General features: G+C 71.2%; 19 protein-coding genes and 1 riboswitch. Of the genes, 11 read left to right on the forward strand and 8 right to left on the reverse strand.

Features of this window, described 5'->3' with window-relative positions:
• Positions 1 to 392: 392 nt before the first annotated feature.
• The 3 genes from ACX28W_RS36730 to ACX28W_RS36740 are packed head-to-tail and all read right to left on the reverse strand — an operon-like array spanning position 393 to position 5,178.
• Complete coding sequence (locus tag ACX28W_RS36730) at positions 393 to 1,568, reverse strand: VWA domain-containing protein (RefSeq protein WP_459004346.1); 1,176 nt, start codon at positions 1,566 to 1,568, stop codon at positions 393 to 395.
• Entirely contained in the window at positions 1,565 to 4,015 is a 2,451-nt protein-coding gene (locus tag ACX28W_RS36735; RefSeq protein ID WP_459004347.1) for a DUF5682 family protein, read from the reverse strand. The genes ACX28W_RS36730 and ACX28W_RS36735 overlap by 4 nt, the downstream gene beginning before the upstream one ends.
• Positions 4,012 to 5,178, reverse strand: a complete 1,167-nt coding sequence (locus tag ACX28W_RS36740) for an ATP-binding protein (RefSeq protein WP_459004348.1) — start codon at positions 5,176 to 5,178, stop codon at positions 4,012 to 4,014. Before ACX28W_RS36740 ends, ACX28W_RS36735 begins: the two co-directional genes overlap by 4 nt.
• Positions 5,179 to 5,311: 133 nt before the next feature.
• On the opposite strand from ACX28W_RS36740, the gene ACX28W_RS36745 reads away from it, so the two are divergent.
• The 3 genes from ACX28W_RS36745 to ACX28W_RS36755 are packed head-to-tail and all read left to right on the forward strand — an operon-like array spanning position 5,312 to position 8,465.
• A complete protein-coding gene (locus tag ACX28W_RS36745) occupies positions 5,312 to 6,667 on the forward strand; it encodes an SWIM zinc finger family protein (protein ID WP_459004349.1) in 1,356 nt (451 codons plus the stop codon).
• A complete protein-coding gene (locus ACX28W_RS36750) occupies positions 6,661 to 6,846 on the forward strand; it encodes a hypothetical protein (protein WP_459004350.1) in 186 nt (61 codons plus the stop codon). The genes ACX28W_RS36745 and ACX28W_RS36750 overlap by 7 nt, the downstream gene beginning before the upstream one ends.
• Entirely contained in the window at positions 6,843 to 8,465 is a 1,623-nt protein-coding gene (locus ACX28W_RS36755; RefSeq protein ID WP_459004351.1) for a DUF5691 domain-containing protein, read from the forward strand. The genes ACX28W_RS36750 and ACX28W_RS36755 overlap by 4 nt, the downstream gene beginning before the upstream one ends.
• A 251-nt stretch (positions 8,466 to 8,716) precedes the next feature.
• Here ACX28W_RS36755 and ACX28W_RS36760 read toward each other — a convergent pair whose 3' ends face one another.
• On the reverse strand, positions 8,717 to 9,133 hold the full coding sequence (locus ACX28W_RS36760; protein ID WP_362071567.1) for a cobalamin B12-binding domain-containing protein: 417 nt from the start codon (positions 9,131 to 9,133) through the stop codon (positions 8,717 to 8,719).
• Positions 9,134 to 9,630: 497 nt separating this feature from the next.
• Between ACX28W_RS36760 and ACX28W_RS36765 the strand changes: the two genes are divergently transcribed.
• A complete protein-coding gene (locus tag ACX28W_RS36765) occupies positions 9,631 to 10,491 on the forward strand; it encodes an esterase/lipase family protein (RefSeq protein ID WP_459004352.1) in 861 nt (286 codons plus the stop codon).
• A 220-nt stretch (positions 10,492 to 10,711) separates the two neighbouring features.
• A complete protein-coding gene (locus ACX28W_RS36770; RefSeq protein WP_459004353.1) occupies positions 10,712 to 12,256 on the forward strand; it encodes a M23 family metallopeptidase in 1,545 nt (514 codons plus the stop codon).
• A 66-nt stretch (positions 12,257 to 12,322) separates the two neighbouring features.
• On the opposite strand, the gene pcrA is transcribed toward ACX28W_RS36770, so the two are convergent.
• A complete protein-coding gene (gene pcrA, locus ACX28W_RS36775; protein WP_459004355.1) occupies positions 12,323 to 14,833 on the reverse strand; it encodes a DNA helicase PcrA in 2,511 nt (836 codons plus the stop codon).
• A gap of 344 nt (positions 14,834 to 15,177) precedes the next feature.
• Positions 15,178 to 15,349: riboswitch (cyclic di-AMP (ydaO/yuaA leader) on the forward strand.
• 8 nt (positions 15,350 to 15,357) lie between these two features.
• Between pcrA and ACX28W_RS36780 the strand changes: the two genes are divergently transcribed.
• From ACX28W_RS36780 to ACX28W_RS36795, 4 genes are all read left to right on the forward strand, one after another.
• Positions 15,358 to 16,542, forward strand: a complete 1,185-nt coding sequence (locus ACX28W_RS36780) for a C40 family peptidase (protein WP_459004356.1) — start codon at positions 15,358 to 15,360, stop codon at positions 16,540 to 16,542.
• A 96-nt stretch (positions 16,543 to 16,638) separates the two neighbouring features.
• On the forward strand, positions 16,639 to 17,658 hold the full coding sequence (locus ACX28W_RS36785; protein ID WP_459004357.1) for a tellurite resistance/C4-dicarboxylate transporter family protein: 1,020 nt from the start codon (positions 16,639 to 16,641) through the stop codon (positions 17,656 to 17,658).
• An 896-nt stretch (positions 17,659 to 18,554) separates the two neighbouring features.
• Positions 18,555 to 19,625: a C40 family peptidase gene (locus tag ACX28W_RS36790; protein ID WP_459004358.1), complete on the forward strand. Its 1,071-nt coding sequence runs from the start codon at positions 18,555 to 18,557 to the stop codon at positions 19,623 to 19,625.
• 100 nt (positions 19,626 to 19,725) lie between these two features.
• Positions 19,726 to 20,358, forward strand: coding sequence for a hypothetical protein (locus tag ACX28W_RS36795; RefSeq protein WP_459004359.1), 633 nt, complete (start codon positions 19,726 to 19,728; stop codon positions 20,356 to 20,358).
• A 68-nt stretch (positions 20,359 to 20,426) separates the two neighbouring features.
• Here the strand turns inward: ACX28W_RS36795 and ACX28W_RS36800 are convergent, their stop codons facing one another.
• Together ACX28W_RS36800 and ACX28W_RS36805 are read right to left on the reverse strand one after the other, a co-directional pair.
• On the reverse strand, positions 20,427 to 21,245 hold the full coding sequence (locus ACX28W_RS36800; protein ID WP_459004360.1) for a LuxR C-terminal-related transcriptional regulator: 819 nt from the start codon (positions 21,243 to 21,245) through the stop codon (positions 20,427 to 20,429).
• Complete coding sequence (locus ACX28W_RS36805) at positions 21,242 to 22,531, reverse strand: ATP-binding protein (protein ID WP_459004361.1); 1,290 nt, start codon at positions 22,529 to 22,531, stop codon at positions 21,242 to 21,244. Before ACX28W_RS36805 ends, ACX28W_RS36800 begins: the two co-directional genes overlap by 4 nt.
• Positions 22,532 to 22,709: 178 nt before the next feature.
• Here ACX28W_RS36805 and ACX28W_RS36810 point away from each other — a divergent pair, with 178 nt between their 5' ends.
• Positions 22,710 to 24,149: a PspC domain-containing protein gene (locus ACX28W_RS36810; RefSeq protein ID WP_459004362.1), complete on the forward strand. Its 1,440-nt coding sequence runs from the start codon at positions 22,710 to 22,712 to the stop codon at positions 24,147 to 24,149.
• Entirely contained in the window at positions 24,136 to 24,357 is a 222-nt protein-coding gene (locus tag ACX28W_RS36815; RefSeq protein ID WP_459004363.1) for a hypothetical protein, read from the forward strand. Before ACX28W_RS36810 ends, ACX28W_RS36815 begins: the two co-directional genes overlap by 14 nt.
• Before the next feature lie 37 nt (positions 24,358 to 24,394).
• Here the strand turns inward: ACX28W_RS36815 and ACX28W_RS36820 are convergent, their stop codons facing one another.
• Positions 24,395 to 24,934, reverse strand: a complete 540-nt coding sequence (locus ACX28W_RS36820; RefSeq protein ID WP_459004364.1) for a DoxX family protein — start codon at positions 24,932 to 24,934, stop codon at positions 24,395 to 24,397.
• Positions 24,935 to 25,074 lie beyond the last annotated feature (140 nt).

Raw genomic sequence — 25,074 nt, forward strand, 5'->3', positions numbered from 1 at the left:
CGCCGAAGCAGCCGGAGCCGTCTGAGTCACTGGAGCCGTGGGGGTCACCCGAGTCGTCGGCGCCAACCCGGCCGCCGCATTCGCCTGTTCCCCGCAAAGAAACCCGAGGGCGAACAACCCACCCACCAGCAGCGCCACTTGCAGCGCACGCCGCCCGGCCGCCGTGCGCAGCACGCGCAGAGCGGCACCGGTCAAGGGCAGTGCGGCGGGCGGGGTCAAAACGGGGAAAGCCTCCGTGCGGCGGGACCAGCGGAACGGGGCGGAACACTGCGCACCGTTCGATTCTTCGATTCGAAGACGCCTCGATCCTCGCACGGGACTCCCGAGGTTGCGCAAGCCCCCTGTTACCGATGGGTACTCATGTCCGCTTTTTCAACTCTCCTCACATCTCCTCACACGGTGTCCGGTATCGGGAGCGGGCGCTTCTCGAGCGCCGCCGCCATCACCTCGGGAAACAGATCGGGCGTGCAGGCGAACGCCGGTGCGTCCAGCGCCGCGAGTGCCGCCGCGTGCTCGCGGTCGTACGCGGGCGCCCCCTCGTCGGACAGCGCGAGCAGCGTCACGAACTGCACCCCCGACGCCTTCATGGCCGCGACCCGCTTCAGCATCTCGTTCCGTATGCCCCCTTCGTAGAGGTCGCTGATGAGCACGACCACCGTGTCGGCGGGCCGGGTGATCTGCGACTGGCAGTACGCGAGCGCCCTGTTGATGTCGGTGCCGCCGCCGAGCTGCGTGCCGAAGAGGACGTCGACCGGGTCGTCGAGCTGGTCGGTGAGGTCGACGACGGCCGTGTCGAACACGACAAGCCGGGTGGAGATGGACCGCATCGACGCGAGGACGGCACCGAACACGGAGGCGTAGACGACGGACGCCGCCATCGACCCCGACTGGTCGATGCAGAGGATGACCTCCTTCTTCACGGACTGCGAGGCGCGGCCGTAGCCGATCAGCCGCTCGGGCACGATCGTGCGGTACTCGGGCAGGTAGTGCTTGAGGTTCGCCGCGATCGTGCGGTTCCAGTCGATGTCGTGGTGACGGGGCCTGCTGATGCGGGCGCTGCGGTCGAGGGCGCCGGTGAGCGTGGCCCGGGTGCGGGTGGCGAGCCGCTTCTCCAGGTCCTCGACGACCTTGCGCACGACAGCCCGCGCCGTTTCCTTCGTCGTCTCCGGCATGGCCTTGTTGAGGGAGAGGAGCGTGCCCACCAGGTGCACATCGGCCTCCACCGCCTCCAGCATCTCTGGCTCCAGCAGGAGGGTGGACAGCCCGAGCCGGTCGATGGCGTCCCGCTGCATGACCTGGACGACGGAGGAAGGGAAGTACGTCCGGATGTCCCCGAGCCAGCGTGCGACCGACGGCGCAGACGCCCCGAGCCCCGCCGAACGATCCCGCCCCGACTGCGCCGCCTTGCCTTCCTTCCCGTACAGCGCGGTGAGCGCCCCGTCCATCGCGGCGTCCTGCCCGCCGAGCACGCACCCGGTGCCGTCCGCCTCATCGCCCCCGAGCACGAGCCGCCAGCGACGCAACCGCTCGTCGGTCGCGTCGCTCACATCCACCGGTGCTGAGCTCATCGGGCCACCCCCACAAGGTCGTTGACGTCATCGGATACTTCCGGTTCATCCCGTTCATCCAGCCCGAGCAGCAGGCGCAGCACCGGCAGGACGGCGTCGGCGCGCTCGGGGTCGAGGTCGGACGCGAACCCGGGGATCCCGGAGGCGGCGGCCTCGGCGCTCCCCCGCGCCCCCGGGCCGCGCCGGACGAGCTCTCCCAGCGTTCTGCGCACCCCCGCCTCGTATGCCGAGAACGTGCGTCGCAGCAGCGGCAGCACATCGGTGAATGCCGCCGCCGGCACCCCGGTCAGCCACGTGTCGACCAGCCCGAGCAGTCGCTCGTCGTGCACGAGCAGCATCCCGCCCCCGGAGCCGCCGCCGACAAACCCCTCGATCCAGGCGGCCGCGTCCCCCGGCGCCGTCCCCGGCGACAGCACGAGCCCCATGAGCCGCGCGGCCTCGTCCTGACCCAACTCACCGTCGTCCAGGAGCAGCCGGACGGCCCGCCCGCGGATCACCCCCGGCACGGTGTCGCGCCCGCCCAGCACCCGGAGCACGGAGTGCCAACGGTCGCGTATGCCGCCGGACGAGGATGACGGTGTGTCGGCGGAGGACCCTGGGCCGCCCGACGGGCGTATGCCGTCGGGTGACGACGGGCTCGTCTCCCCGAGCAACCCCACCGCGCCGTGCACCGCGTCCACATGGCGCCGCATTTGCTCGGCGGCCTCGGCGTCGAGGGCCGCGCAGGCCGGTGGGAGACCGACGAAGATCCGCTCGGCGAGGCCGGCCGCGACGTCCGTGAGGGCGTGCGTGTCCGTGCCGCGCACATCGCCGTACCGCAGGGAGCGGACCAGCGCGGGCAGGGCCTGCGCGAGGTGGCCGACGTCCGCGTCCAGGGCGGCCCGGTCGGCGAGGACGCGCATCACCACGGGCAGCGCGTCCGGCAGTTCGGCGAGCAGACAGCGCTCGGCGAGTGCCGTGACATCGGCCAGGGCGTGCGCGGTGACGGCGTCCGCCTCGGCCTTGGCGGTGGCGGCCGACAGCACGGTCGTGCCCCACACTCCGGCCTCGGCGACCCGCACGGACAGCTCCGGCTCCCAGCGCAGCCGCCAGGTCTCGCGGAAGGTGCCGGTGCTGCCGCGTGAGGCGGTGGGCTCGCCCCACTCGATGCCCAGCAGCCGCAGCCGATGCAGAAGCCTGCTCCGCCCGGCGTCGGTCTCCTTGCGCAGGTCCAGCTCCAACTCCCGCGCCAGGGCCTCGGGTTTGAGCCGGAGCCGCTTCTGCGACCGTACGAGGTCGCGTTGCAGTGGCACCGCGGGGGCGGACTCCGGCACCTCGCCCAGCACGTCGCCGACGACGAGCCGGTCGTGCACAAGTGCCAGCGGCACGTCCGAGCCCTCGCACATCACGGCCCGCACGGCGTCGGTGGTCTCGGTCAGCCCCGGCAACGGCCGACCGCGCATGGCGGCGAGGGTGTCGGCCAGCCGCACCGCCTCGATGACATGCGCGGACGACACCATCCGGTCCTCGTCGCGCAGCAGCCGGGCGACCTTCGTCATCCAGCGCTCGACGGGGCGATCGGGGACGCCGAACAAATGCCCGTACCAACCTGGCGAGTCGATGCCCGCGCCGTACCCACTGACCCGGGACAGCCGACGGTGCGTCCACGGCACCCATGTCATGTCGGCCTTCACCTTGGGCAGCCCTTTCAGGAACGCCCGGTCGGCGGCGACGGCGCTCCTGCCGCGCAGCGCGGGCACGTGCCAGGCGCCGCACACCACGGCCACGTCGTCCCCGAACTCCCGCTGCGCCGCCCGCACCTGGAGCCGCATGTACGCCTCCCGCACGAGGTCCCGGTCGTGGCCCCCGGCCCCGAACGCCTCCCGCAGTGCTCCCATCGCCTCCTCGAGCACGGCGAACGGCGCGAACGGGTCGGCGCCGACGCCGCCCCGGTGCTCGACCACGTCCTCCCACCAGCGCTCGGGATCGTCGTAACCGGCCGTCTCCGCGAGCACGGCGAGAGGGTCGATCCGCACGGCTTCGTCGACGGGCCGGGCGGATTCGGCGATCTCCTCGGAAGGAGGCTCGTCCCTCCCCCACGCCAGCGTGTGGGTCGCCGGGAGGTCGATGAACCGGGCCGGGACTCCGTGGTCCAGGGCCCACCGGATCGCCACCCACTCCGGGGAGAACTCCGCCAGCGGCCAGAAGACGGAGCGGCCGGGCTCGTCCACGACATGGGCGAGGAGCGCGACAGGGGGACGCATGTCCTGGTGGGCGGCGAGCGGGATGAGCGCGTCGGCCTCCGGAGGCCCCTCGATCAGCACGACCCGGGGAGCCGCGGCCTCCAGCGCTGCCCGCACGGCACGTGCCGAACCGGGCCCGTGATGCCGGACACCGAGCAGTAGTGGCCCTCCTTCCGGCATGCCGAAGCCACGCTCCTCCTCCGTCTCCTTCTGGAGTCCGCTCATACGCTCACCTCGCGGCAGGCCCGGTAGAAGTCCTTCCAGCCGTCCCGCTCGCGGACGACCGCTTCCAAGTACTCCTGCCAGATGACACGGTCGGCCGCCGGATCACGGACCACGGCGCCGAGGATGCCGGCGGCGACGTCGCCGGCCCGCAGAACGCCGTCGCCGAAGTGGGCGGCGAGCGCAAGCCCGTTGGTGACGACGGAGATCGCCTCGGCGGTGGACAGTGTGCCGCTGGGCGACTTCAGTTTCGTACGCCCGTCGGCCGTGACGCCGTCGCGGAGCTCGCGGAAGACGGTGACGACACGGCGGATCTCGTCGATACCGTCGGGCATGGTGGGCAGGTCGAGGGAGCGGCCGAGCTGGTCGACGCGGCGCGAGACGATGTCGACCTCGGCCTCGGCGCTCTCCGGCAGCGGCAGCACCACGGTGTTGAAGCGGCGGCGCAGGGCACTGGACAGCTCGTTCACCCCGCGGTCGCGGTCGTTGGCCGTGGCGATCAGGTTGAAGCCGCCGACGGCCTGCACCTCCTGACCCAACTCAGGGATCGGCAAGGTCTTTTCCGACAGGATCGTGATCAGCGTGTCCTGCACGTCGGCCGGGATGCGGGTCAGCTCCTCGACGCGGGCCGTCATGCCCTCGGCCATGGCCCGCATGACGGGGCTGGGCACGAGGGCGTCCCGGCTGGGCCCGTGCGCGAGCAGCTGCGCGTAGTTCCAGCCGTAGCGGATCGCCTCCTCCGGTGTCCCGGCCGTGCCCTGCACCAGCAGCGTCGAGTCGCCGCTGACCGCCGCGGCCAGGTGCTCGGACACCCAGGTCTTCGCGGTGCCGGGCACGCCCAGCAGCAGCAGGGCGCGGTCGGTGGCGAGAGTGGTGACGGCGACCTCGACGATGCGGCGCGGTCCCACGTACTTCGGCGTGATCGCTGTGCCGTCCGGCAGGGTGCCGCCCAGGAGATACGTCGCCACCGCCCACGGCGAGAGCCGCCAGCGGGCGGGGCGGGGCCGGTCGTCCTGCGCGGCCAGCGCGGCGAGTTCGGCGGCGAAGGCGTGCTCGGCGTGCGGCCGCAGCGCCTCACCCGCCTCTCCCATGTGCTCGCCCGTGGGCTCTCCCACGGGCTCTCCCACGGACGGATTGATGGTCGTCGGTTCAACGGACACGGACATGGCTCGGTCCCCCTCCAGCTCGGCCGGTTCGGATCTGGTTCCACCGTGCACCACGCCACTGACAATGCGTTCTGACCTGCACAAACGCGCTCGTCGCGGCCGATTGTCAGTGGTGGGATCTACCTTCGATGACATGACTCAGCAGGGGGTGCGCTGGACGGCGGATCAGGTGCTGGCACTGGCGCCTGACGTCGCGTCACGCAAAGCGGGCAGCAAGCTCGGCGCGGCCGGGCCGTGGTCGGAGACGGGCAGTTCTGACGAGGGGACGGTGTGGGGACTGTGCAAGGGAAGTGGCAGCAAGCCTTATCAGACGGTCATCGACATCGCGGGCTCCAGCGGGCCCGCGTACAAGTGCAGTTGCCCGAGCCGCAAGTTCCCGTGCAAGCACGCGCTGGGGCTGCTGCTGCTCTGGGCGGGCGAGGACGGCACGGTGGCGCGGGGACAGGCGCCGGATTGGGCGGAGCAGTGGATAGAGGGGAGAAGAAAGCGCGCGGAGGAGAAGCGGACGACGGGCGGGGCATCTGGGACGGCGTCACCGAGTGATCCGGAGGCGGCACGGCGCAGGGCGGAGCGGCGGGCCGAGCGGATCACCGCGGGGGCGAAGGAGTTGGAGCGGCGGCTGGCGGATCTGCTGCGGGGCGGCCTGGCGGCTGCCGAGCAGGCGGGGTATGGGCAGTGGGAGGAGACGGCGGCCCGGATGGTCGACGCGCAGGCGCCCGGACTGGCCGCGCGGGTGAGGGAGTTGGGGGCGATCCCCTCCTCCGGAGCCGGCTGGCCGGTGCGACTGCTCGAGGAGTGCGCGCTGCTCCATCTCCTCGATCAGGGCTGGCTGCGTCGTGAGCGGCTGCCGGACGGGCTGGCCGAGACGGTCCGTTCGCGGGTCGGGCTGCCCGGATCGGCGGACGGGCCGCCGGTGCGGGACCGCTGGCTGGTCCTCGCTCAGTACGACACGGCGGACAGCCGGCTCACGACGCGCAGGATCTGGCTGCACGGCGCGGAGTCCGACCGCACCGCCCTGCTCCTCTCCTACGGGGCCGCCGGGCGCGCACCTGAGCTGACGCTGCCCGTGGGGCTGGCCTTCGAGGCGGAGGTGTCCGCGTACCCGGGTGCGGGGCAGCTCCGCGCGGCCCTGGGCGAGCGGTTCACGCCCCCCGCACCCGCGCGGATACGCCCACGAGGGGTGACCACCCCCCAGGCGGCGGCCTGCTACGGCGAAGCCCTGCGGGCCGACCCCTGGCTCGACTCCTATCCAGTGACTCTGGCCCGCGTGATACCCACCCCCGACGGCGACGCTTGGCAACTCGCGGACGCTGAAGGCGGCTTCGCGCTCCCGATCGCGCCCTCCCTGCTCTCCCGCCCCGGCCTGTGGCGCCTCGCCGCCCTCTCCGGCGGCGCCCCCGTCACCGTCTTCGGCGAGTGCGGCCACCGCGGCTTCACTCCCCTGACGGCCTGGCCGGAGGGAGCGGGGGAGGCGGTGCCGCTGTGCTGACCGGCTTCGCGATCCGCACCACTGCCGCGACCGCCATCGGCTTCGCCACCTCCACCACCGCAACACGCTTCACCACTTCCACCGGCTCCACCACCTCGACCTCCACCACCTCGACCTCCACCACCTCGACCTCCACCTCCACGACCTCACCCACCTCCGTGCGGAAAGGACGCTCATGAACACGACCTCCGCCTCCGCGGGCGCGCCCGTCGGGGGTTCCTGGGAGGAGCTCGTCACCGTGGCGTTGCTCGGGACAGAGCGGCGTACGCCTCCGAGAGGGGCGGCCGGGCATGCAGCGCCGGTGGCGTTGCTGGACGCCGCCGCCGTGGAGACCCTGCGGCGGCGGGCCGGGGTGCGGCCCGCGCCGGCGGCTGCCCGGCCCGAGCCCGCGGCACCCGATCCACGACCGTCCCTCCCACCCGCCGCGGCACGCCGACTCGCGATGCTGCTGACGGACCGGCCCGGCACGGGAGGCGGAGGCCGCAGGGGAACGGCGCCCGACCTCATGGAGCTGTTGCCCCAGTGGCTCGCGCTGGCGAACACGCGTGGCTTCGCGGCGCCCCCGGAAACACTGCCCGCCCTCCTCGACGCGGCACGAGGCCGTACGGACCTGCGGCCGGCCGCGCTCGCCTTCGCAGGGCCGCGCGCCCTGTGGCTGGCCCGGCTGAACCCGGACTGGCGGTTCGCCCTGCGCTCCACACCGGGCGGCGGCGCCGCACTGCCCGACCCCGAGGAGCCCGAAGCCGCGCAACAGCTGTGGCAGGAAGGGCTGTTCGCCGAGCGGGTCGCGCTGCTCACGGCGATGCGGGCCCAGGACCCCACGGCCGCACGCGAGTTGCTCGCCACCACCTGGGCGACGGAGCGGGCCGAGGATCGGTTGATGTTCCTCGACTCCCTGCGGTCGGGGCTGTGTGCGGCGGACGAGCCGTTCCTGGAGCAGGCGCTCACCGACCGGAGCCGCAATGTGCGGGCCACGGCGGCGGAGCTGCTGTCCGCGCTGCCCGGTTCGGCGCTCGCCGCGCGGATGGCGGCCCGGGCCGGTTCGTGTGTGGCCGTCGACCGTACACAGGGGGTGCCCACGATCGTGGTCGAAGCACCGCACGAGTGCGACGCGAGCATGGAGCGGGATGGTGTCGTACCGAAAGCCCCGGCGGGACGAGGTGAGCGATCGTGGTGGCTGGGCCAGTTGGTGGAAGCGGCACCGCTCGGGACGTGGCCACGGCGACTCGGGGGACGTACGCCGGAGGAGATCGTGGCACTCCCCGTGGCGGACGATTGGCAGGGCGAGCTGCATGCCGCGTGGTGCCGGGCAGCGGTGCGGCAGCGGGACCCGGGGTGGTCCCGGGCGCTCCTCGGCGCACCCTCCGCCCCGGAGGCCGGCGGGCCGGGGGCGGTGTCACTGGCGGAGCGTTCGAAGCTGCTCAGCACGCTGGGCTCTGCCGAGCGGGCCGAATGGGTGGCGGGGTTCATCGCCGCGCACGGATTGTCCGAGGCGTTCCAGCTGCTCGGAGTCTGTGCGGTGCCGTGGTCGGGAATCTTGGGGCGGGCGGTGGTCGACGCGCTCAATATCGCGCGGGACGCGGGGAGTTATCCATGGAGCTTCAGTGGGGTGATGGGGCTGGCCGAGCGGTGCCTCGATCCGGTGGAGGCGGGGCGGCTGGACGGGCTGTTGGCGGTTCCCGACGAGCCGGAGGACGCGGCGCCCGGTGCCGGGGGGTACTGGGCCGAGGCCTTCCAACGCCTCGTCACCACGTTGCGGCTCCGCGCGGCGATGGCCTCGGAGCTGACCGTGCCGTGAGTGCCGGGCTCGGGGGTTTTCGCCCCCGCCGCCCCTACCCGGTCCCGTCCCCTGGGGGCTCCGCCCCCAGACCCCCGGTCGCCCGAAGGGCTCGTCCTCAATCGCCGGACGGGCTGGAAATTGCCACCCGGCCCCAACCCGCCACCGGCACCGGCACCGGCACTGCCACTGCCACCGAGACTGGCACTGGCACCGAGCCAACCCGCAACACCACCGGCAGACGACGCGCCCAACCCCCCGCCGGCAAGGCGCTACGCCCCCGTCGGCTGCCTCACATTCGCGCGCACCCACTCCACGATCGACGTGGTCGTCGCACCCGGTGTGAAGATCTCGGCGACGCCTTTCTCCTTGAGGGGCGCGATGTCCGCCTCGGGGATGATCCCGCCGCCGAAGACCTTGATGTCCTCCGCGTCGCGCTCCTTGAGCAGGTCGATGACGGCGGCGAACAGCGTGTTGTGGGCGCCGGAGAGGATCGACAGGCCGATCGCGTCGGCGTCCTCCTGGATCGCGGTGTCGACGATCTGCTCGGGGGTCTGATGGAGCCCGGTGTAGATGACTTCCATACCGGCGTCGCGCAGCGCCCGCGCGATCACCTTGGCCCCGCGATCGTGGCCGTCGAGCCCCGGCTTGGCCACCACCACGCGGATCGGACCGGCTGCCACACCCATCACTGCCTCCATGAACCGACTACACCGAACCGTACCGATACATATGGAACATTCTGCCGCTCACCGCACCGGACGCGTCTCGGCGGCGCAGGCAGCCCGCACCGCACCGGCCGGGCAAGTGAACGAACGTTATCGTCAGAAGCGTGCAAACCGCAGTTTCCCGCTGAAGACCGAGGGGGAAATCACACGGTGGGACACATTCGCCGCGCACCACTCCACCTACCCGCGGCCCGCGCACCGCATGGACCTGCGGCGCACGGGCCGCAGCCGGAGTCTGCGCAAGGAGAGCCGCCATCAGGTGGTCGCACCGCCGTCGTGCCGTTGAGGCGCGGCGGCGGCGGTGCGACACACCGGCGAGAGCACGACGGCAGGGATTCCCCTCGCGTCACCGGCGCACCACGCGCCGCGTACGCACCGTCGGGCACCGTCATCACGGCTTTCCACGAGGGCACACGGGGGACAGAGCGGTCCCGTCGCGTGCCGACTGGAGGTCGGCCATGAAGGTCACCAGGGCAGAGTCGCCCTTTCTCCCCTTCCGCCAGCGCCTGTTGCCAAGCTCGCTGGCGGGGCTCTCGATGGCCCTGCTGAAGGCGACGGCTCTCGAGCTCGCGATCCTCGCCGGACACCTCCTCCTCTATCCATCCGGCATCGTGCAGGAGCGCCGCACCGCCCCCGCTCCCCCGCCGTCCGATGCCACCCAACTGCCCACCGAGGCCAAGCCCCCGGTCGTCCTGCTGCACGGGCTGGTGGACAACCGCTCGGTCTTCTTCTTCCTGCGCCGCAATCTCGCGCAGCACGGCAGGCAGCACATCGAGTCGCTCAACTACTCGCCGCTGACGCGCGACATCCGCGCCGCCGCAGAGTTTCTCGGCCGGCACATAGAGGAGATCTGCGAGCGCACGGGCCGCGACCAGGTGGACATCGTCGGACACAGTCTCGGCGGACTGATCGCGCGGTACTACGTGCAGTGCCTCGGCGGTGACCTGCGGGTGCGCACGGTCGTCACGCTCGGCACCCCCCACGCGGGCACCCGGGTCCTCCCGCTGATGAACGCACACCCGATCGTCCGTCAGATGCGCCCGGGTTCGAAGGTGATCGAGGATCTCCGCAAGCCCGCGCCGGGCTGCCGCACGCAGTTCGTGAGCTTCTGGAGCGACCTCGACGGCCTGATGGACCCGCTCGAGACGGCCGCCATCGATCATCCGGACCTGCTCACGCAGAGCGTTCAGGTGAGCGGCATCGGCCATCTCGCCCTGCCCGTCCATCCTGCCGTCGCCGCCGGCATACGGCAGGCACTCGACATCGAGCAGACAGAAGCCCGCCCCACCGCCGACACCGGCGACCTGACAGTGGCATAACCACCGCCGGAGACCCGCCGGACAGCCACCGGACACCGACCCAACTTCGAACACTCGTCGAACACCAGGCCAAAGCCGTGCCCACAGTCCCCCGAAACACGGCCGAATGCCCGTTTCCTGCGCGCGGGAAACCTGCCGAAGATTGTCGCGCCCGCTTACCGCCGGGTACAGTCGCCGCACTGCTCTGCCAGCCCCTGTTGTCGAGGCGAAAGAGAAGTTGGTGAACGACCGTCACCCGTCGGGGACCGCAACTCCCCCGGCTCCGGCTCCCGATGCCGTCTCGGCGCACTACGCGTCCTACGGCGGCCAGGAAGCCTCGTACGGCGACTTCACCACGTACGACGGCTATGCCACCACCGGTTTTGACCCGGGCTCGACCGGCACCGGCGCCTACCCGACCGCGAGCTTCGAGACCGCGGGTTTCGCGACCGACCCCCTCTTCGGCGACATGCAGGACAACGGTGGCACGGGTTCGTACGACGCCACCCAGTGGTCCACCGGCAGCCACCAGACGCTGAACTACGACCCGTACGCGGCACAGCACCAGGCCGCGTACGACACCGGCGCCTACGACACGACCGCCTGGGCGACCGGCTACCAGCAGCTCGCCCACATCCCCGCGCAGCACCCGGGCCCCGACGCCACCGGCCAGTGGGACGCCGCGGCCTGGCTCCAGCCCGAGCAGACGGCCGGCCAGGCCCAACAGTGGACCGCGCAGACCCAGGACACGGGCGCGTACGACGCCACGCAGTGGAACACCACCGGCGAGCACGAGACGTACGAGACGTACGAGGCGTACGAACAGCAGCAGCCCACCGATACGTACGAACACCCCGCGCCCGAACCGGAATCCGAACCCGAGACCTTCGACCAGCAGGCGACCGCCACCTTCGAACAGGTCGCGCACGAGCAGTCCGCCGCGGTGGAGAGCGAGTTCGGGGATGTCGGCGACGCGCACGAGACGCCGCTGCTCGACGACATGGAAGAAGTGGTTCCGGCCCCCCGTTCCGCGTCCCGGTCGGCCTCCCGCTCCCGCCGCCGTACCCCCGCGAAACGTTCCGCGATGCTGACCGTCGCCGTGCCCTCGGCGTGTGTGATGGGTGTCGCGGGGATCGCGGCCGCCTCCGTGGGCAGCGGCGGCGCGAGCGACAGCAAGAACACGACGACCAGCGCGTCCGACGCGGTCGCCGTGAAGCCCTCGGCCGTCAACAACAAGCTGGACACCCAGCTCGAGAGCCTCTCCGCGGGCGCGGACGACTTCGCCGACCGGGCGAGCCGCACGCAGGAGCGTATCGACCTCAAGGCTCAGCAGGCCGTCGAGAAGAAGAAGGCGGCAGAGGAAGCGGCCCGCAAGGAGCGGCTGCGGCCGAAGTTCGCGCTGCCGGTCGCGCAGCAGGGGCTCAGCGCCTACTACGGCCAGGCCGGCGTCAACTGGATGTCCGTGCACACGGGCATCGACTTCCCGGTGTCGTACGGCACGACGGTGCTGGCCGCGACCGACGGAACCGTACGGACGCAGTGGAACAGCGCGTACGGAAACATGATGATCGTCACCGGCACGGACGGCACGGAGACGTGGTACTGCCACCTCTCCAGCTACAACGTCGCGTCCGGCACCACCGTGAAGGCCGGTGACACGATCGCGTTCTCCGGGAACTCCGGCAATTCCACCGGGCCGCACCTGCACTTCGAGGTCCGCCCGGCCGGCGGTTCGGCGATCGACCCGCTGGCGTGGCTGCGCAGCCACGGTCTGGACCCGACGTAACCAACCGCCGGGCCCCGAACCCGACGTAGGCAACGGCCGGGTCCCCACCAGCGAGCCCCCGAGGGGCTACAGCTTCTCCACCGGCGCATACCGCAGCAGCAACCGCTTCGGCTTCGGCTCCCCGAAGTCGATCGTCGCCTCCGCGTTCGCACCCGTGCCCTTCACCCCGACCACGGTGCCGAGGCCGAACTGGTCGTGGGTGACCCGGTCGCCGACCGCCAGTGAGACCACCGGCTTCTCGGAGACCCCGCGGCGCGTCGCGAAGCCGGAGGCACCGGACGCCGCGGACCGCGAGCGCGAGGACGAAAGCGAGGCCGCCACGCCGGAGACGGGACCCGACGACACCGGAGCTGTCGCACCCGTGCGCTTCCACTGCAGGTGCGCGTCCGGGATCTCCTCCAGGAAGCGGGACGGCGGGTTGTACGAGGGCTGGCCCCACGCGCTGCGCAGGGCCGACCGGGTGAGGTACAGCCGCTCCCGCGCGCGCGTGATGCCGACGTACGCGAGGCGCCGCTCCTCCTCCAGCTCCTTGACCTGTCCCAGCGCGCGCATGTGCGGGAAGACGCCGTCTTCCATGCCGGTGAGGAAGACGACCGGGAACTCGAGGCCCTTGGCGGTGTGCAGGGTCATCAAAGTGATGACGCCGTTGCCGTCCTCCTCGTCGGGGATCTGGTCGGAGTCGGCGACGAGGGCGACCCGCTCCAGGAAGTCGGAGAGTCCGCCCGATGCCTGCGCCTCGCCCCCGCCCTCACCCTCGCCGGTCTCCTGCTCGAATTCCAGGGCCACGGCGGCGAGTTCCTGGAGGTTCTCGATGCGTGTCTCGTCCTGCGGGTCGGTCGAGGCCTGCAGCTCGGCGAGATAGCCGGTGCGCTCGAGGACCGCCTCCAGGACGGTCGCCGGGCCCGCTCCGGAGTCGACGATCGTACGGAGGTCCTCCATGAGCGTGTTGAACCGCTTGACCGCGTTGGTCGAGCGCGCCGCCATCCCGTACGCCTCGTCGACGCGGCGCAGCGCCTGCGGGAAGCTGATCCGCTCGCGCTGCGAGAGCGCGTCGATCATCGCTTCCGCCCGCTCACCGATGCCCCGCTTGGGCACGTTGAGAATGCGACGAAGCGGGACCGAGTCCTCGGGGTTGGACAGGACCCTGAGGTACGCGAGGACGTCCCGGACCTCCTTGCGCTCGTAGAAGCGGACTCCGCCGACGACCTTGTAGGGCAGGCCGACGCGGATGAAGACTTCTTCGAAAACACGGGACTGGGCGTTCGTACGGTAGAAGACGGCGACGTCGCCCGCCTTGGCCTCACCCGCGTCGGTGAGACGGTCTATCTCGTCGGCGACGAACTGCGCCTCGTCGTGCTCGGTGTCGGCGACGTACCCGGTGATGTGGGAACCGGCGCCCGCGTTGGTCCACAGGTTCTTGGGGCGGCGTGACTCATTGCGCTCGATGACCGCGTTGGCCGCGCTGAGGATCGTCTGGGTGGAGCGGTAGTTCTGCTCCAGGAGGATCGTCGTCGCGTCCGGGTAGTCCTCCTCGAACTGGAGGATGTTGCGGATGGTCGCGCCGCGGAAGGCGTAGATCGACTGGTCGGCGTCGCCCACGACGCACAGCTCGGCGGGCTCGAGGTCGCCCTCGGCCGGCGGCGCGTCCTCGGGCCGGTCGCCGGTCGCCGGACCGACGAGCTCCCTGACCAGCGCGTACTGCGCGTGGTTGGTGTCCTGGTACTCGTCGACCAGGACGTGGCGGAAGCGGCGGCGGTAGTGCTCGGCGACATCCGGGAAGGCGCGCAGGAGGTTGACCGTCGTCATGATCAGGTCGTCGAAGTCGAGCGCGTTGGCCTCGCGCAGCCGCGACTGGTACATCGCGTACGCCTGGGCGAGGGTCTTCTCGAAGCCGTCGGTGGCCTGGGCGGCGAAGTCCTCCTCGTCGATCAGCTCGTTCTTCAGGTTCGAGATCTTGGCGCTGAACGACTTGGGCGGGAAGCGCTTCGGGTCGAGGTCCAGGTCGCGGCAGACCAGAGCCATCAGGCGCTTGCTGTCGGCGGCGTCGTAGATCGAGAAGGAGGAGGTGAAGCCGAGCCTCTTCGACTCACGGCGCAGGATCCGCACACACGCGCTGTGGAAGGTCATCACCCACATCGCGTTCGCGCGCGGGCCGACGAGGTGCTCGACGCGCTCCTTCATCTCGCCCGCGGCCTTGTTCGTGAAGGTGATCGCGAGGATCTGGCCGGGGTGGACATGGCGCTCGCCCAGCAGATGCGCGATCCGGTGGGTGAGCACACGGGTCTTGCCGGAGCCGGCGCCGGCCACGATGAGCAGCGGGGAGCCGGAGTGCACCACGGCCGCTCGCTGGTTCTCGTTCAGCCCGTCGAGGAGCGCGGCCGGGTCCACGGCGGGGCGCGGGGCGCCGTCGCGGTAGTACGCGTCCCGGTCCGGCGGCACGTCGAACTTGCCGCCGAACAGATCGTCCGGAATCGGCTCCGGTACGTGATCGTCCTCGGGCGGCGGCGGGGGCTCTCCCTCATGGCCCCGCGAGGGCTTGAGGTCCGCCAGGAAGCTGTCATCAAAGAGGCTGCTCATCGCTCTCCGAGTCTAGGCCGCCCCACTGACACCCCGCCGCCACCCCGCGAACTCGACCGGATTCCGTGACCCGGGACGGGCAGACCACCCCGTCGCCGTCCCAGTCGCCGCCCCATCACCCTCCAGAATCGCTCCATTACGGTCGGCAATCCGCCAGTAATGAATGGACAGAAAGCGAAAAACCACCAGTTATCCCCCCAGGATTTCCCGCGCACAACAACGCCACCGAATAAGGTCACGAAAATGTATCGGGCATATCGCACATCAAACTTCACAGAAGCCACACGCATTGGCTAGCGTGCCGGGCAGGCCGCTCGACACTCACCGGCGAACGTCGCCGGGCCGTGCGGCCTCCGCCGAGTCCGGTGCGCCGTAAGGCAGTCGGAGCCGGGGACCCAACCGACCTTGGGGTGAATCGGTCCAACTGTCCTGGGGGACAAGGACCGTAGGGCAAACCTTCCGGAAGTACCCGCCCGAACCCGACAGCTAACTCGGTAGGCGGATCACGGAAGGAGTCGCCTCTCTTGGCGTCGCAACACAAGAGGAGTTCCAGGGGCGCGCGGGTAGCGGGCATACGGACTCCCGCCCTCGCCACGGCGGCCCTCACCTCCATGGCCCTGCTCTCCCAGACGGCCAACGCCGCGCCCTCGGCGGAGCCCAAGCCGAGCATCGAAGAGGTCGAGAAGAAGGTCAACGACCTCTACCACCAGGCCGAGACGGCCACCGAGAAGTACAACGCGACCAGGGAGAAGACCGCCAAGCAGCGGAAGCGCGTCGACGCCCTCCTCGACGACGTGGCCCAGCGCACCGAGAGTCTCAACACCGCACGTGAGGAGCTGGGTTCGTTCGCCGCGGCCCAGTACCGCACCGGCGCCACCACCCCCGACACCGCGACCCTTCTGCTGGCCGACGACCCGCAGGACTACTTCGACCAGACCCAGTTGATGAGCCGTCTCACCACCCGCCAGAAGGCGGCCGTCGACGACTACATCACCGAGCAGGCCGACACCACGAAGAAGCGCGCGGAGGCCTCCCAGAGCCTGCAGACGCTCACCACCTCCGAGAACGCGCTGCAGACGTCCAAGACGGAGGTGCAGCGCAAGCTCACCGAGGCGCGCGAACTGCTCTCGAAGCTGACCGCCGAGGAGAAGGCGCGACTCGCGGCGATCGAGAAGGAGAAGCAGGAAGAGGCCGATCGCAAGGCGGCGGAGCTGGCGCAGCAGCAGGCCGCCGCGGAGGCGGAGGAGAAGGCGCGCCAGGAGGCGGCGGCCCAGCAGGAGACGGACTCGTCGTCCGCGACCACGGGAAGCTCCAGCTCCTCCGGGACCTCGGCCACCGACGCCTCGTACACCGCCAAGGCCGACAAGGCCATCGCCTTCGCCCGCGCCCAGATCGGTAAGCCGTACGTCTGGGGCGCGACCGGGCCCGGCTCGTACGACTGCTCCGGTCTCACCCAGGCCGCCTGGAAGGCCGCCGGCGTCACCCTCCCGCGCACCACCTGGGACCAGGTCACGGCGGGCACGACGGTCGCCCTCTCCGACATCAAACCCGGTGACCTCGTCTTCTTCTACGACGACATCAGCCACGTCGGCCTCTACGTCGGCAACGGCATGATGATCCACGCCCCCAAGCCGGGTACGTACGTCCGCGAGGAGTCGATCTTCTACGCCGGCGAGTCGATCATCCACAGCGTGGTGCGTCCGGCGTAACGCCTTGGCCGCGGGGCACGCGCGCGTGAGACTCGTCGAGCTCCACGCGCGCGTGCCCCGCGGGCAACCGGTCCAAAGTTCCTTAGCATCAGGCCCATGCCAGCCACCTCCCCGCCCCGCACCCGGTGGGCCCGACTTCGCGCCTGGTGGGCGCGGCGTCCACCGAGCGACGGAGCCGCCGTCATGGCCACCGGCATCATCTCGGTCGGGCTGTATGAGACCGGCCACGAGACCCTGTCCCGTATCGCGCTGGTCCTGACGGCCGTCGCCTGGCTCGGGCTCGCCGCCGACTTCGTCGTACGGCTGCTGCGGGAGCGGGTGCGGTGGGTGGCGGAGGCCGGCACGCCGGGTGCGCTCACCGCGGTCGCGGCGACCACCGTGCTCGGCACCCGGCTCACCACACTGGGCCGGCAGGAAGTGGCCGAGGCCCTGCTCGCCCTCTCGGCCGTGCTCTGGCCGGGGCTGCTCTTCCTGGTCGTACGGCGCTTCAGGCCCCGTATGCCCGGTGCCGTGTTCCTCGGGTGTGTGGCCACGCAGGGGCTCGCGGTGCTGGGCGCGGTGCTCGCCCCGGTCACACACGCGGACTGGCTCGCGCACACGGCGCTGGTGCTGTTCTGGCTGGGGATCGTGCTGTATGTGGTGGCGCTGCTCTGCTTCGACTTCCGGGAGATCGCCGTGGGGACCGGGGACCACTGGATCGCGGGCGGAGCGCTCGCCATCTCGGCGCTGGCCGGGTCGAAGCTGATCGCCGCGCACCATGTGAACGCCTACCTGTGGAACGACGACGACAGCGGTGTGCTGCGCGCCGTGACCCTCGCCCTGGCCGTGCTCTCCCTCGGCTGGTACGGCGTCCTGGTCCTCGCGGAGCTGGGGTGGCCGCGCCCGCGCTACGACGTGCGGCGCTGGGCGACGGTCTTCCCGATGGGGATGACTGCGGCAGCGGCCCTGTCGGTCGCGGCCGCCGCCGACGTCCCGTGGCTCAGGGGGACCGGGCAGGTACTGCTGTGGATCGCGGTCGCGGCCTGGCTGGCCATCGCGGCGGGAGCCGTCGCGTCCGCGGCAGGCGGCGGATCCTCGAGATGGATGAGTACGTCCATGAAACCGGAGCGTCGCTGATGAGCTGAGGTTCCCTGGGCGATCCTGGGTTTTCCTGGATGCCGGGAAGCGGTCCGTCGTGCCGGGCGGGGTGTGGACGCCTGCCGGTGGACCGTGGGCCGTCGCCGCCGGGTGCGGTGCGGGTGCTCATCGTGTGCGGTACCTGCCGCCTGTGGCGCTGCCGGCTGCGGCGATTCGGAGGCTGCGGTATCCGCCCCGCCGGACGCTTTCCGCTCCGGTGTGGACCCGGGCGGGGCGGGGACCCCGCGTCGCTTTCCTGGGCACGGGGCGGATTCTCAAGGAGACCGGAATCGTGATTGCTGCTCCCACCGGCCTCGCAGTGGCACGCACGTTACCGGGCCCACCATCACGCTCCTGCACCTCACAGACGCACCGTCACTGGAAAGTGCCACAAAAACCTGATCGCACCACATTGAGCACCACCCCGTGATACCCAGTCGCACCAAGGATGCACAGGCCATCAGGAGCACTGCGCACGACCCTAATCGGCGCTACCCATCCTCCTTGTCACCGGCCCACCCCATGTAGACCCCTAGCACCCGGGAACCCACGGTCGTCCCGGAACCACCCCATCGGTCATCACGCTGTGCGAAGTCGCCCGCGCCGGGCCGGGATCACGGCCTGATGCGGTCAGCCGGCGATCCAGTCACGCCAGTTCCGTACATGGTGTTACCAAGGCATCACTCTCAGGTTTAGCGTCCTCCACCAGGTGACCGGCTCCCCACCGCCGCCCGGGCCAGGGGCGGCAGCCGGACACCACCGCCGAGAAGGTCCGGCGGCGGCCCGCTCCCCCTGTGTAGGCCGCCGCCGGACGCGTAAGGGCTGACCGCGCTCGTCCTGGCGGTCGTCTCGCCTCGGCGGTCGTACGGAAGCCCCCGGGAAGGATGTGGGCCCTAGTGGCAGCGCACCGCAAGCCCAGACAGAGTTCGCTCGGCGGGAACACGGCCCGCACGGCCGTGACCATCGCCCTCGCGGGAGCGGCGACGGCGACCGGCTTCGAGGGGACGGGGCACGCGGAGCCGCAACTGTCCCCGGCGCAGGTGAAGGCCAAGGTCGACAAGTTGTACGAGGAGGCGGAGATAGCCACCGAGAAGTACAACGGCGCCAAGGAGAAGGCCGACACGGCGGGGCGGCGGCTGAGGTCGCTGCAGGACGAGGCGGCGCGCAAGGCGGACCGGCTCAACTCGGCGCGGGAATCGCTGGGTGCGATCGCCACGGCGCAGTATCGCAGCGGGGGCCTCGACCCCGCGCTGCAACTCGCGCTCTCCGACGACCCCGACCAGTACCTCGAAGGGGCCGCGTACGCCGAGCGGGCCGGAAGCCGGCAGTCGCAGGCGGTGGGCCGCGTACGCAAGCAGCTGCGGGAGATCGAACAGCTGCGCGGGGCCGCACATGTCGAGCTGACCTCGCTCAAGTCGCGCCAGGCGGAACTGAAGCGGACCAAGCAGACCATCACCGGGAAGCTGGACGCGGCGCGGCGGCTGCTGTCGCAACTCACCGACGAGCAGCGCACGCGGCTTGGAGGCACCGGAGCGGCCGGGTACGCGGGGCAGCACGCCTCGCGCTCCGCCGCACGGGACCTGGGCCCCATGCCGTCCGGCTCCGCAGCGGCCCCCACCTCCCGTGCGGCGGCGGCCGTCTCGTACGCCTACGGGAAGCTCGGCAGCCCCTACGTCTGGGGCGCCACCGGACCCGACGCCTTCGACTGCTCGGGGCTGTCCCAGGCCGCGTACCGCGCCGCGGGCATCTCGCTGCCGCGCACGACGTACGCCCAGATCAACGCCGGCCCCCGGGTCTCACGTTCCGAACTCCTCCCCGGTGACCTGGTGTTCTTCTACTCGGGCATCAGCCATGTGGGGATCTACGTCGGTGACGGCATGATGATCCACGCCCCGAATCCGTCGGCGCCCGTACGAGTGGCGCCGGTCGACGAGATGCCGTTCGCGGGGGCCACTCGGGTGGCGTGAGGGCATGAGGGCGCGCGGCCGAAACCGACAGGGCGTGATGGGGCAGGCGGGCGGATCGCGGTAGCGTCGGCCGTCCCGTCCGGCCGTTCGAGAGGTTCTGATGCCCTCCTCCCTGTTGCCGCCGCCCCCGCCGCCCGCGCACATCAGGACCTGGCCGGACCGGGCGGCGCTGCTGGCCGACCGGGGACGGGCGCTGGAGGAGCTGCGGAGACGGAGTCTCGGGGTGCACCGGGTGCTGCTGCTCTGGCTGCTGGCGCTCGCGGCGATCGTCGGCTGGGCCCTGCTGGTGCTGCCGCTGCAACAGTTCGAGCAGCACGACCCCACCGGATTCATCCTGGGTCCGCTCTTCGCCCTGCTGGGCCTGGCCGCGCTCGCCCCGTCCGTCGTCGCCGTCACCCTCTCCGTCCGCCACGATCGCCACATACACGAACTGCTCGACGTCTGGTCCGCGTTGGACCGTCACCCCGCGACCGACTCCCGGCTCCGCTCCCCCGGCCTCAGTCTCTTCTGGCTGCTCTCCTCGCTCGGCGTCTGCGCGATCGGCGCCTGGTCCTCCTTCGCCGCGGCCGCGCAGGCGGAGCACGGCCGGAGCCTGTACAGCGATGTCGTGCTCGGCATGGGGATCGGCCTGATTCTGTGGCTGACCGGCCTCATCGGGATCGTGAAGGCCGTACGCCACTACCGGTGGGCGCTACGAATGCTGGGGCCGGCGCCCGTAGACAAACACCAGTAGGGAACCGGCGCCGGCCCTCCGGGTACGCGCGCAGCCACTCCGACTCCACACAGCCGGGACCGCGTAGGTCACACCAGTCGACGCGCGGTCGCCCACCGCGTCAGCTCGTGCCGGTTGGAGAGCTGGAGCTTGCGCAGGACCGCCGAGACGTGGGACTCGACCGTCTTCACCGAGATGAACAGCTGCTTGGCGATCTCCTTGTACGCATAACCGCGGGCGATGAGACGCAGAACCTCGCGCTCGCGCTGGGTGAGGCGGTCGAGGTCCTCGTCGACGGGCGGGGCGTCGGTCGAGGCGAACGCGTCCAGGACGAATCCGGCCAGGCGGGGCGAGAAGACCGCGTCGCCGTCCTGGACGCGGAAGATGGAGTCGACCAGGTCCGTGCCGGTGATCGTCTTGGTGACGTACCCCCGGGCGCCGCCACGGATCACGCCGATGACGTCCTCCGCGGCGTCCGAGACGGACAGCGCGAGAAAGCGGACGGGCTGCTCGGCGTCGGCCATCAACGGGGCGCAGCGGCGCAGTACTTCGACGCCACCGCCGCCCGGCAGGTGGACGTCGAGCAGGACGACCTCGGGCCGGGTGGCCGTGATGACCGTGACCGCCTGGTCCACGTCCGCGGCCTCACCGACCACCTCGACTCCGGTCCGGTCGGTCTCTCCGATCTCGGCCTGTACCCCCGTACGGAACATGCGGTGGTCGTCGACGAGCACGACCCGGGCCCGTCGCCCGCCCGCACCGCTGCCCGACCCGGCGGCGGCCGATCCGGCAGCGGCCGGCTCAGGGGCGGCCGCGGACTCGCCGGACAGCGGGGCTTCGTCCGTGGTGGCCGAACTGCCGGGCTCGGCAGCTCCCTTGGCCTCGGTCGGTCCGTTCGCGTCGCTCATGACGTCTTCTCCGCCCTCTCCATTTCCAGCTCGACCTCCGTGCCGCCGCCCGGCACCGCGCGCAGCCGCGCCGTGCCGCCGTTGCGCTCCATGCGGCCGATGATCGATTCTCTGACGCCCATGCGGTCGGCGGGTATCGCGTCGAGGTCGAAGCCTGGGCCTCGGTCACGGACGGACACGAAGACCGTACTGCCCTCGACTTCGGCGTAGACCTGTACGGCGCCGCCTTCGCCACCGTACTTGGCCGCGTTCACCATCGCTTCGCGCGCGGCCTGCATCTGTGCGGTCAGGCCCTCGTCGAGCGGGCAGTCACCGACGACGACCACTTCGATGGGAACGCCGTGCTTGTCCTCGACCTCCGCCGCGTTGCGCCGCACCGCCTCGGCGAGGGTCGTGGGCTCGTCGGCCTCGTCCTTGCCGGTGCCCTCCGGCTTGTAGAGCCAGGTCCGCAGGTCGCGCTCCTGGGCGCGGGCGAGCCGTCGCACCTCGTTCGCGTTCTCCGCGTTGCGCTGGATCAGGGTCAGGGTGTGCAGCACCGAGTCGTGGACGTGGGCGGCGACTTCGGCCCGCTCCTGGGCGCGGATGCGCATCAGGCGCTCCTCGGAGAGGTCCTGGGTCATGCGCACGAGATAGGGACCGGCGAGGAGCGCTATCCCGACCAGGACGGCGAGCGCGGCCTGCAGGACGGAGCCGAGGTGGGCGGCGGAGCCCTGGAGCACGAAGATGCCGGAGACGCCCGCGGTGACGAGCAGGACACCGGCCGCGGACCGCAGCAGCGTCAGGGTGCGCCGGCGACGGCCGACCTCGACCCAGCGGGCCCGCCGCGCGTTGTCCGCCTGGCGCCAGACCAGGGCGACGCCCGCGCCGACGAGCACCGTCGGCCAGAGATACGCCGTGGCTCCGCCGCCGAGGTTCACATTGCCGACGAAGACCATGGCCACGACGACCATGAGGAGCAGGGCGACTATCTGGCCCTTGTCCGGCTTGCGGGCCACGAGTCGGCGGCGGCCGTCCGGGGCGGTCTCGGTGGTGAAGGCCGAGGTACGCCCGGAGCCGACGCCGCCGACCCCGAGCGGCACGAAGAACCAGAACGCGGCATACAGCAGCGCCCCCAGCCCGTCCGCCATGAACAGGCCGACGAACACCAGCCGCACCCAGATGACGGGCAGCCCGAGATGCCCGGCGAGCCCTCGCGCCACTCCCCCGAGCCAGCGCCCGTCGCTGCTGCGGTAGAGCTTGCGCGGGGGCCGCGGGTCGTCGAGGGACACTGCTGCGGCTTCCGGCATGCCATCGATGTTCACATGGCGGGAGGGCCGGAGCATCAGGGTCGACCCCCGAGACTCCCCTGATCTTCGAGAAACCGGTGACCGAACGGATCCCGCCGCCTCCGTCAGGGCCGATATCAGGGTTCGGCCAGGGTCATCCCGACTGCCGTCGCGGCTCCTCGCCCGTCACCATGGACACATGACGGATCAGCAGCACGCGGCAGCGGAGCCGGACCGCGGCCCCGGCCCCCCACCATCGGGCGCCGGGCCGGGGAAAGCCGTCCCGCCCGCCCCGGGAACCGCCACCGGCGCCACCCGCGCCGGCGGTGAGGAGTCGCGCGCGCACGAGGGCGCGGCCGAGCCCTCGGACCCGGCCGCGCCCGAGGTGCCGCGCAAGTTCCGGCGCGACCGGCGGCAGAAGATGCTGGGCGGGGTGTGTGCCGGGCTGGGGCGGCACTGCGACATGGACCCGGTGATCTTCCGGATCGTCCTCGCGGTGCTCGCCGCGACCGGCGGCATCGGCCTCATCTTCTACGGCTTCGTATGGCTGTTCGTGTCGTACGACGACGAGGAGGAGAACGAGGTCCGCAGGCTCCTCACCGGCCGCGTGGACGGACATGCGCTGGCCGCCGTCCTCTTCGCGCTGGTCGGCTGCGGAGTGTTCCTCTCCATGCTCAACAACGGCGGGGTGCTGACCTTCGCCGTGGTCCTCTCCCTGCTCCTGGCGGGCGCCGGGTTCTGGTCGCAGCAGCGCGGCGCCCCCGACCCCGACCCCCTCGCCGCCCAGGCCGTCGCTGACGCCCCGCCCGAGGCGCAGGCCCCACCCGTCCCCACCTCCTACCCCTCCTGGTGGCGCGACCCGATCGTCAAGGACGGCTCGCATGTAGGAGGCACCGGCTATCTGTGGGGGCCGCAGGACACCCGGGACCGCGATGTCGCGGCGGCGGTCAACATCGCCCGCGGCACGACCCGCCCGGAGCGCGCGACCCGGGAACCACAGCCGCGCGGCCCGCGTTGGACAGGCGGCTGGGTGTTCCTGCTCGCGCTCCTCGCGTGCGGCCTCGGCACCAGCCTGACGTGGGAGGACCACGCGCTCGGCACCAGCCTGCAGACCGGTCTGTCCTGCGCGCTGATCGTGTTCGGCGTGGGCATCGCGCTCAGCGCGTTCCTGGGGCGTACGGGAGCGGGCTCGATCTTCCTGGCCGTGATCACGGCGGGCCTGCTGGCCGGCTCCACGGCTCTGCCCAAGGACATCAGCACGCACTGGATACGCACGGAATGGGCTCCCACCGCCACCGCCGACGTACAGAAGACGTACGACCTCGGCACGGGCGTCGGCACCCTCGACCTCACCCACCTGAACCTCACCAAGGGCCAGACAGTGACGACAAGCGCCGAAGTGGGCGTGGGCCAACTCAAGGTCGTGGTCCCGAAGGACGCCACCGTGAAGCTGAACGTGGACGTGGGCGTAGGAGACATCCAGTTGCCGGGCGACGACGAGAAGGACGTGGACGTGGAGCCGGGCAAGAGCAAGCAAGTGACGCTGTCACCCCCGACCGCCGACAAGAACGGCGGCACGCTGGACCTCGACCTGCACGTCGGCCTGGGCCAGGCGGAGGTGACCCGTGCTACGTCATGAGTTCCAGCCGGGAAAACTGGTCGCGGGTTTCTTCCTCACCCTGGCGGGCGTCATCTACGCGGGTGACGCGGGCGGCCTGTGGGAAACCCCGTGGTTCGCGGTGATCCCCGTCGTCACGGGTGGGCTCTGTCTGGCGTGGGCGGTGGCGCTCCTGACCCAGGGCATACGCAGACACCGCTCGAGGCGACGGAAGCCGGGGCCGGCATAGGAGCGGCCCTCTGCGCCCTGCGCCCTGCCCAGGACTACTAGTAACCGTAGTCACCGGCCCGTTGCCTGCGCCTCGTGCGCAGGGCCGCGTCCAGGGAGAAGACGGACGCGCCCGCGAGGACCAGGGGCAGCCAGGCCATGAGGTAGACGAGGTCGTTGCCGTAGTAGTACGGGTCGGCGGCCCAGCTCACGGTCAGCCACAGGCTGAGGGAGATGAGCGCACCGCCGAACGCGGCGAGGCGGGCCAGTAGGCCGATCAGGGTGCCGATGCCGACGGCCAGCTCGCCCAGGGCGATGGCGTAACCGAAGCCGACGGGGTTCTTCAGCGAGAGGTCGACCAGGGCCGGGATCGCCGAGGAGTCGCGCACCGTGCGCATCATGTCGCCGACCGAACCGGAGCCGGAGTCGGACATGAAGGCGCTGTCGGTGAGTTTGTCGAGGCCGGCGTAGATGAAGGTGACACCCAGGAACACGCGCAGGGGCAGCAGAGCGTAGCGGGTGGCGGTGTCTCGCCAGTCCCGTCCACCGCCGCCGTCGAGGTAGGGGGTAGGGGTATCCGTCCGCATACCGTGAGTCATCGCTCTCCGCCGCCTCTCGCCCGCGTGCCGTTGACCCCTCAAGAGACCATACGTACGACAGCCGGTCCCCGCTCAATACTTGGGGGCGGTTTTCCTGACTTCGGCCGAGTTACGGCCCTACTCCGGCCCATCGGTGTGGG

The organism is Streptomyces sp. SD15 (genome assembly GCF_054462255.1).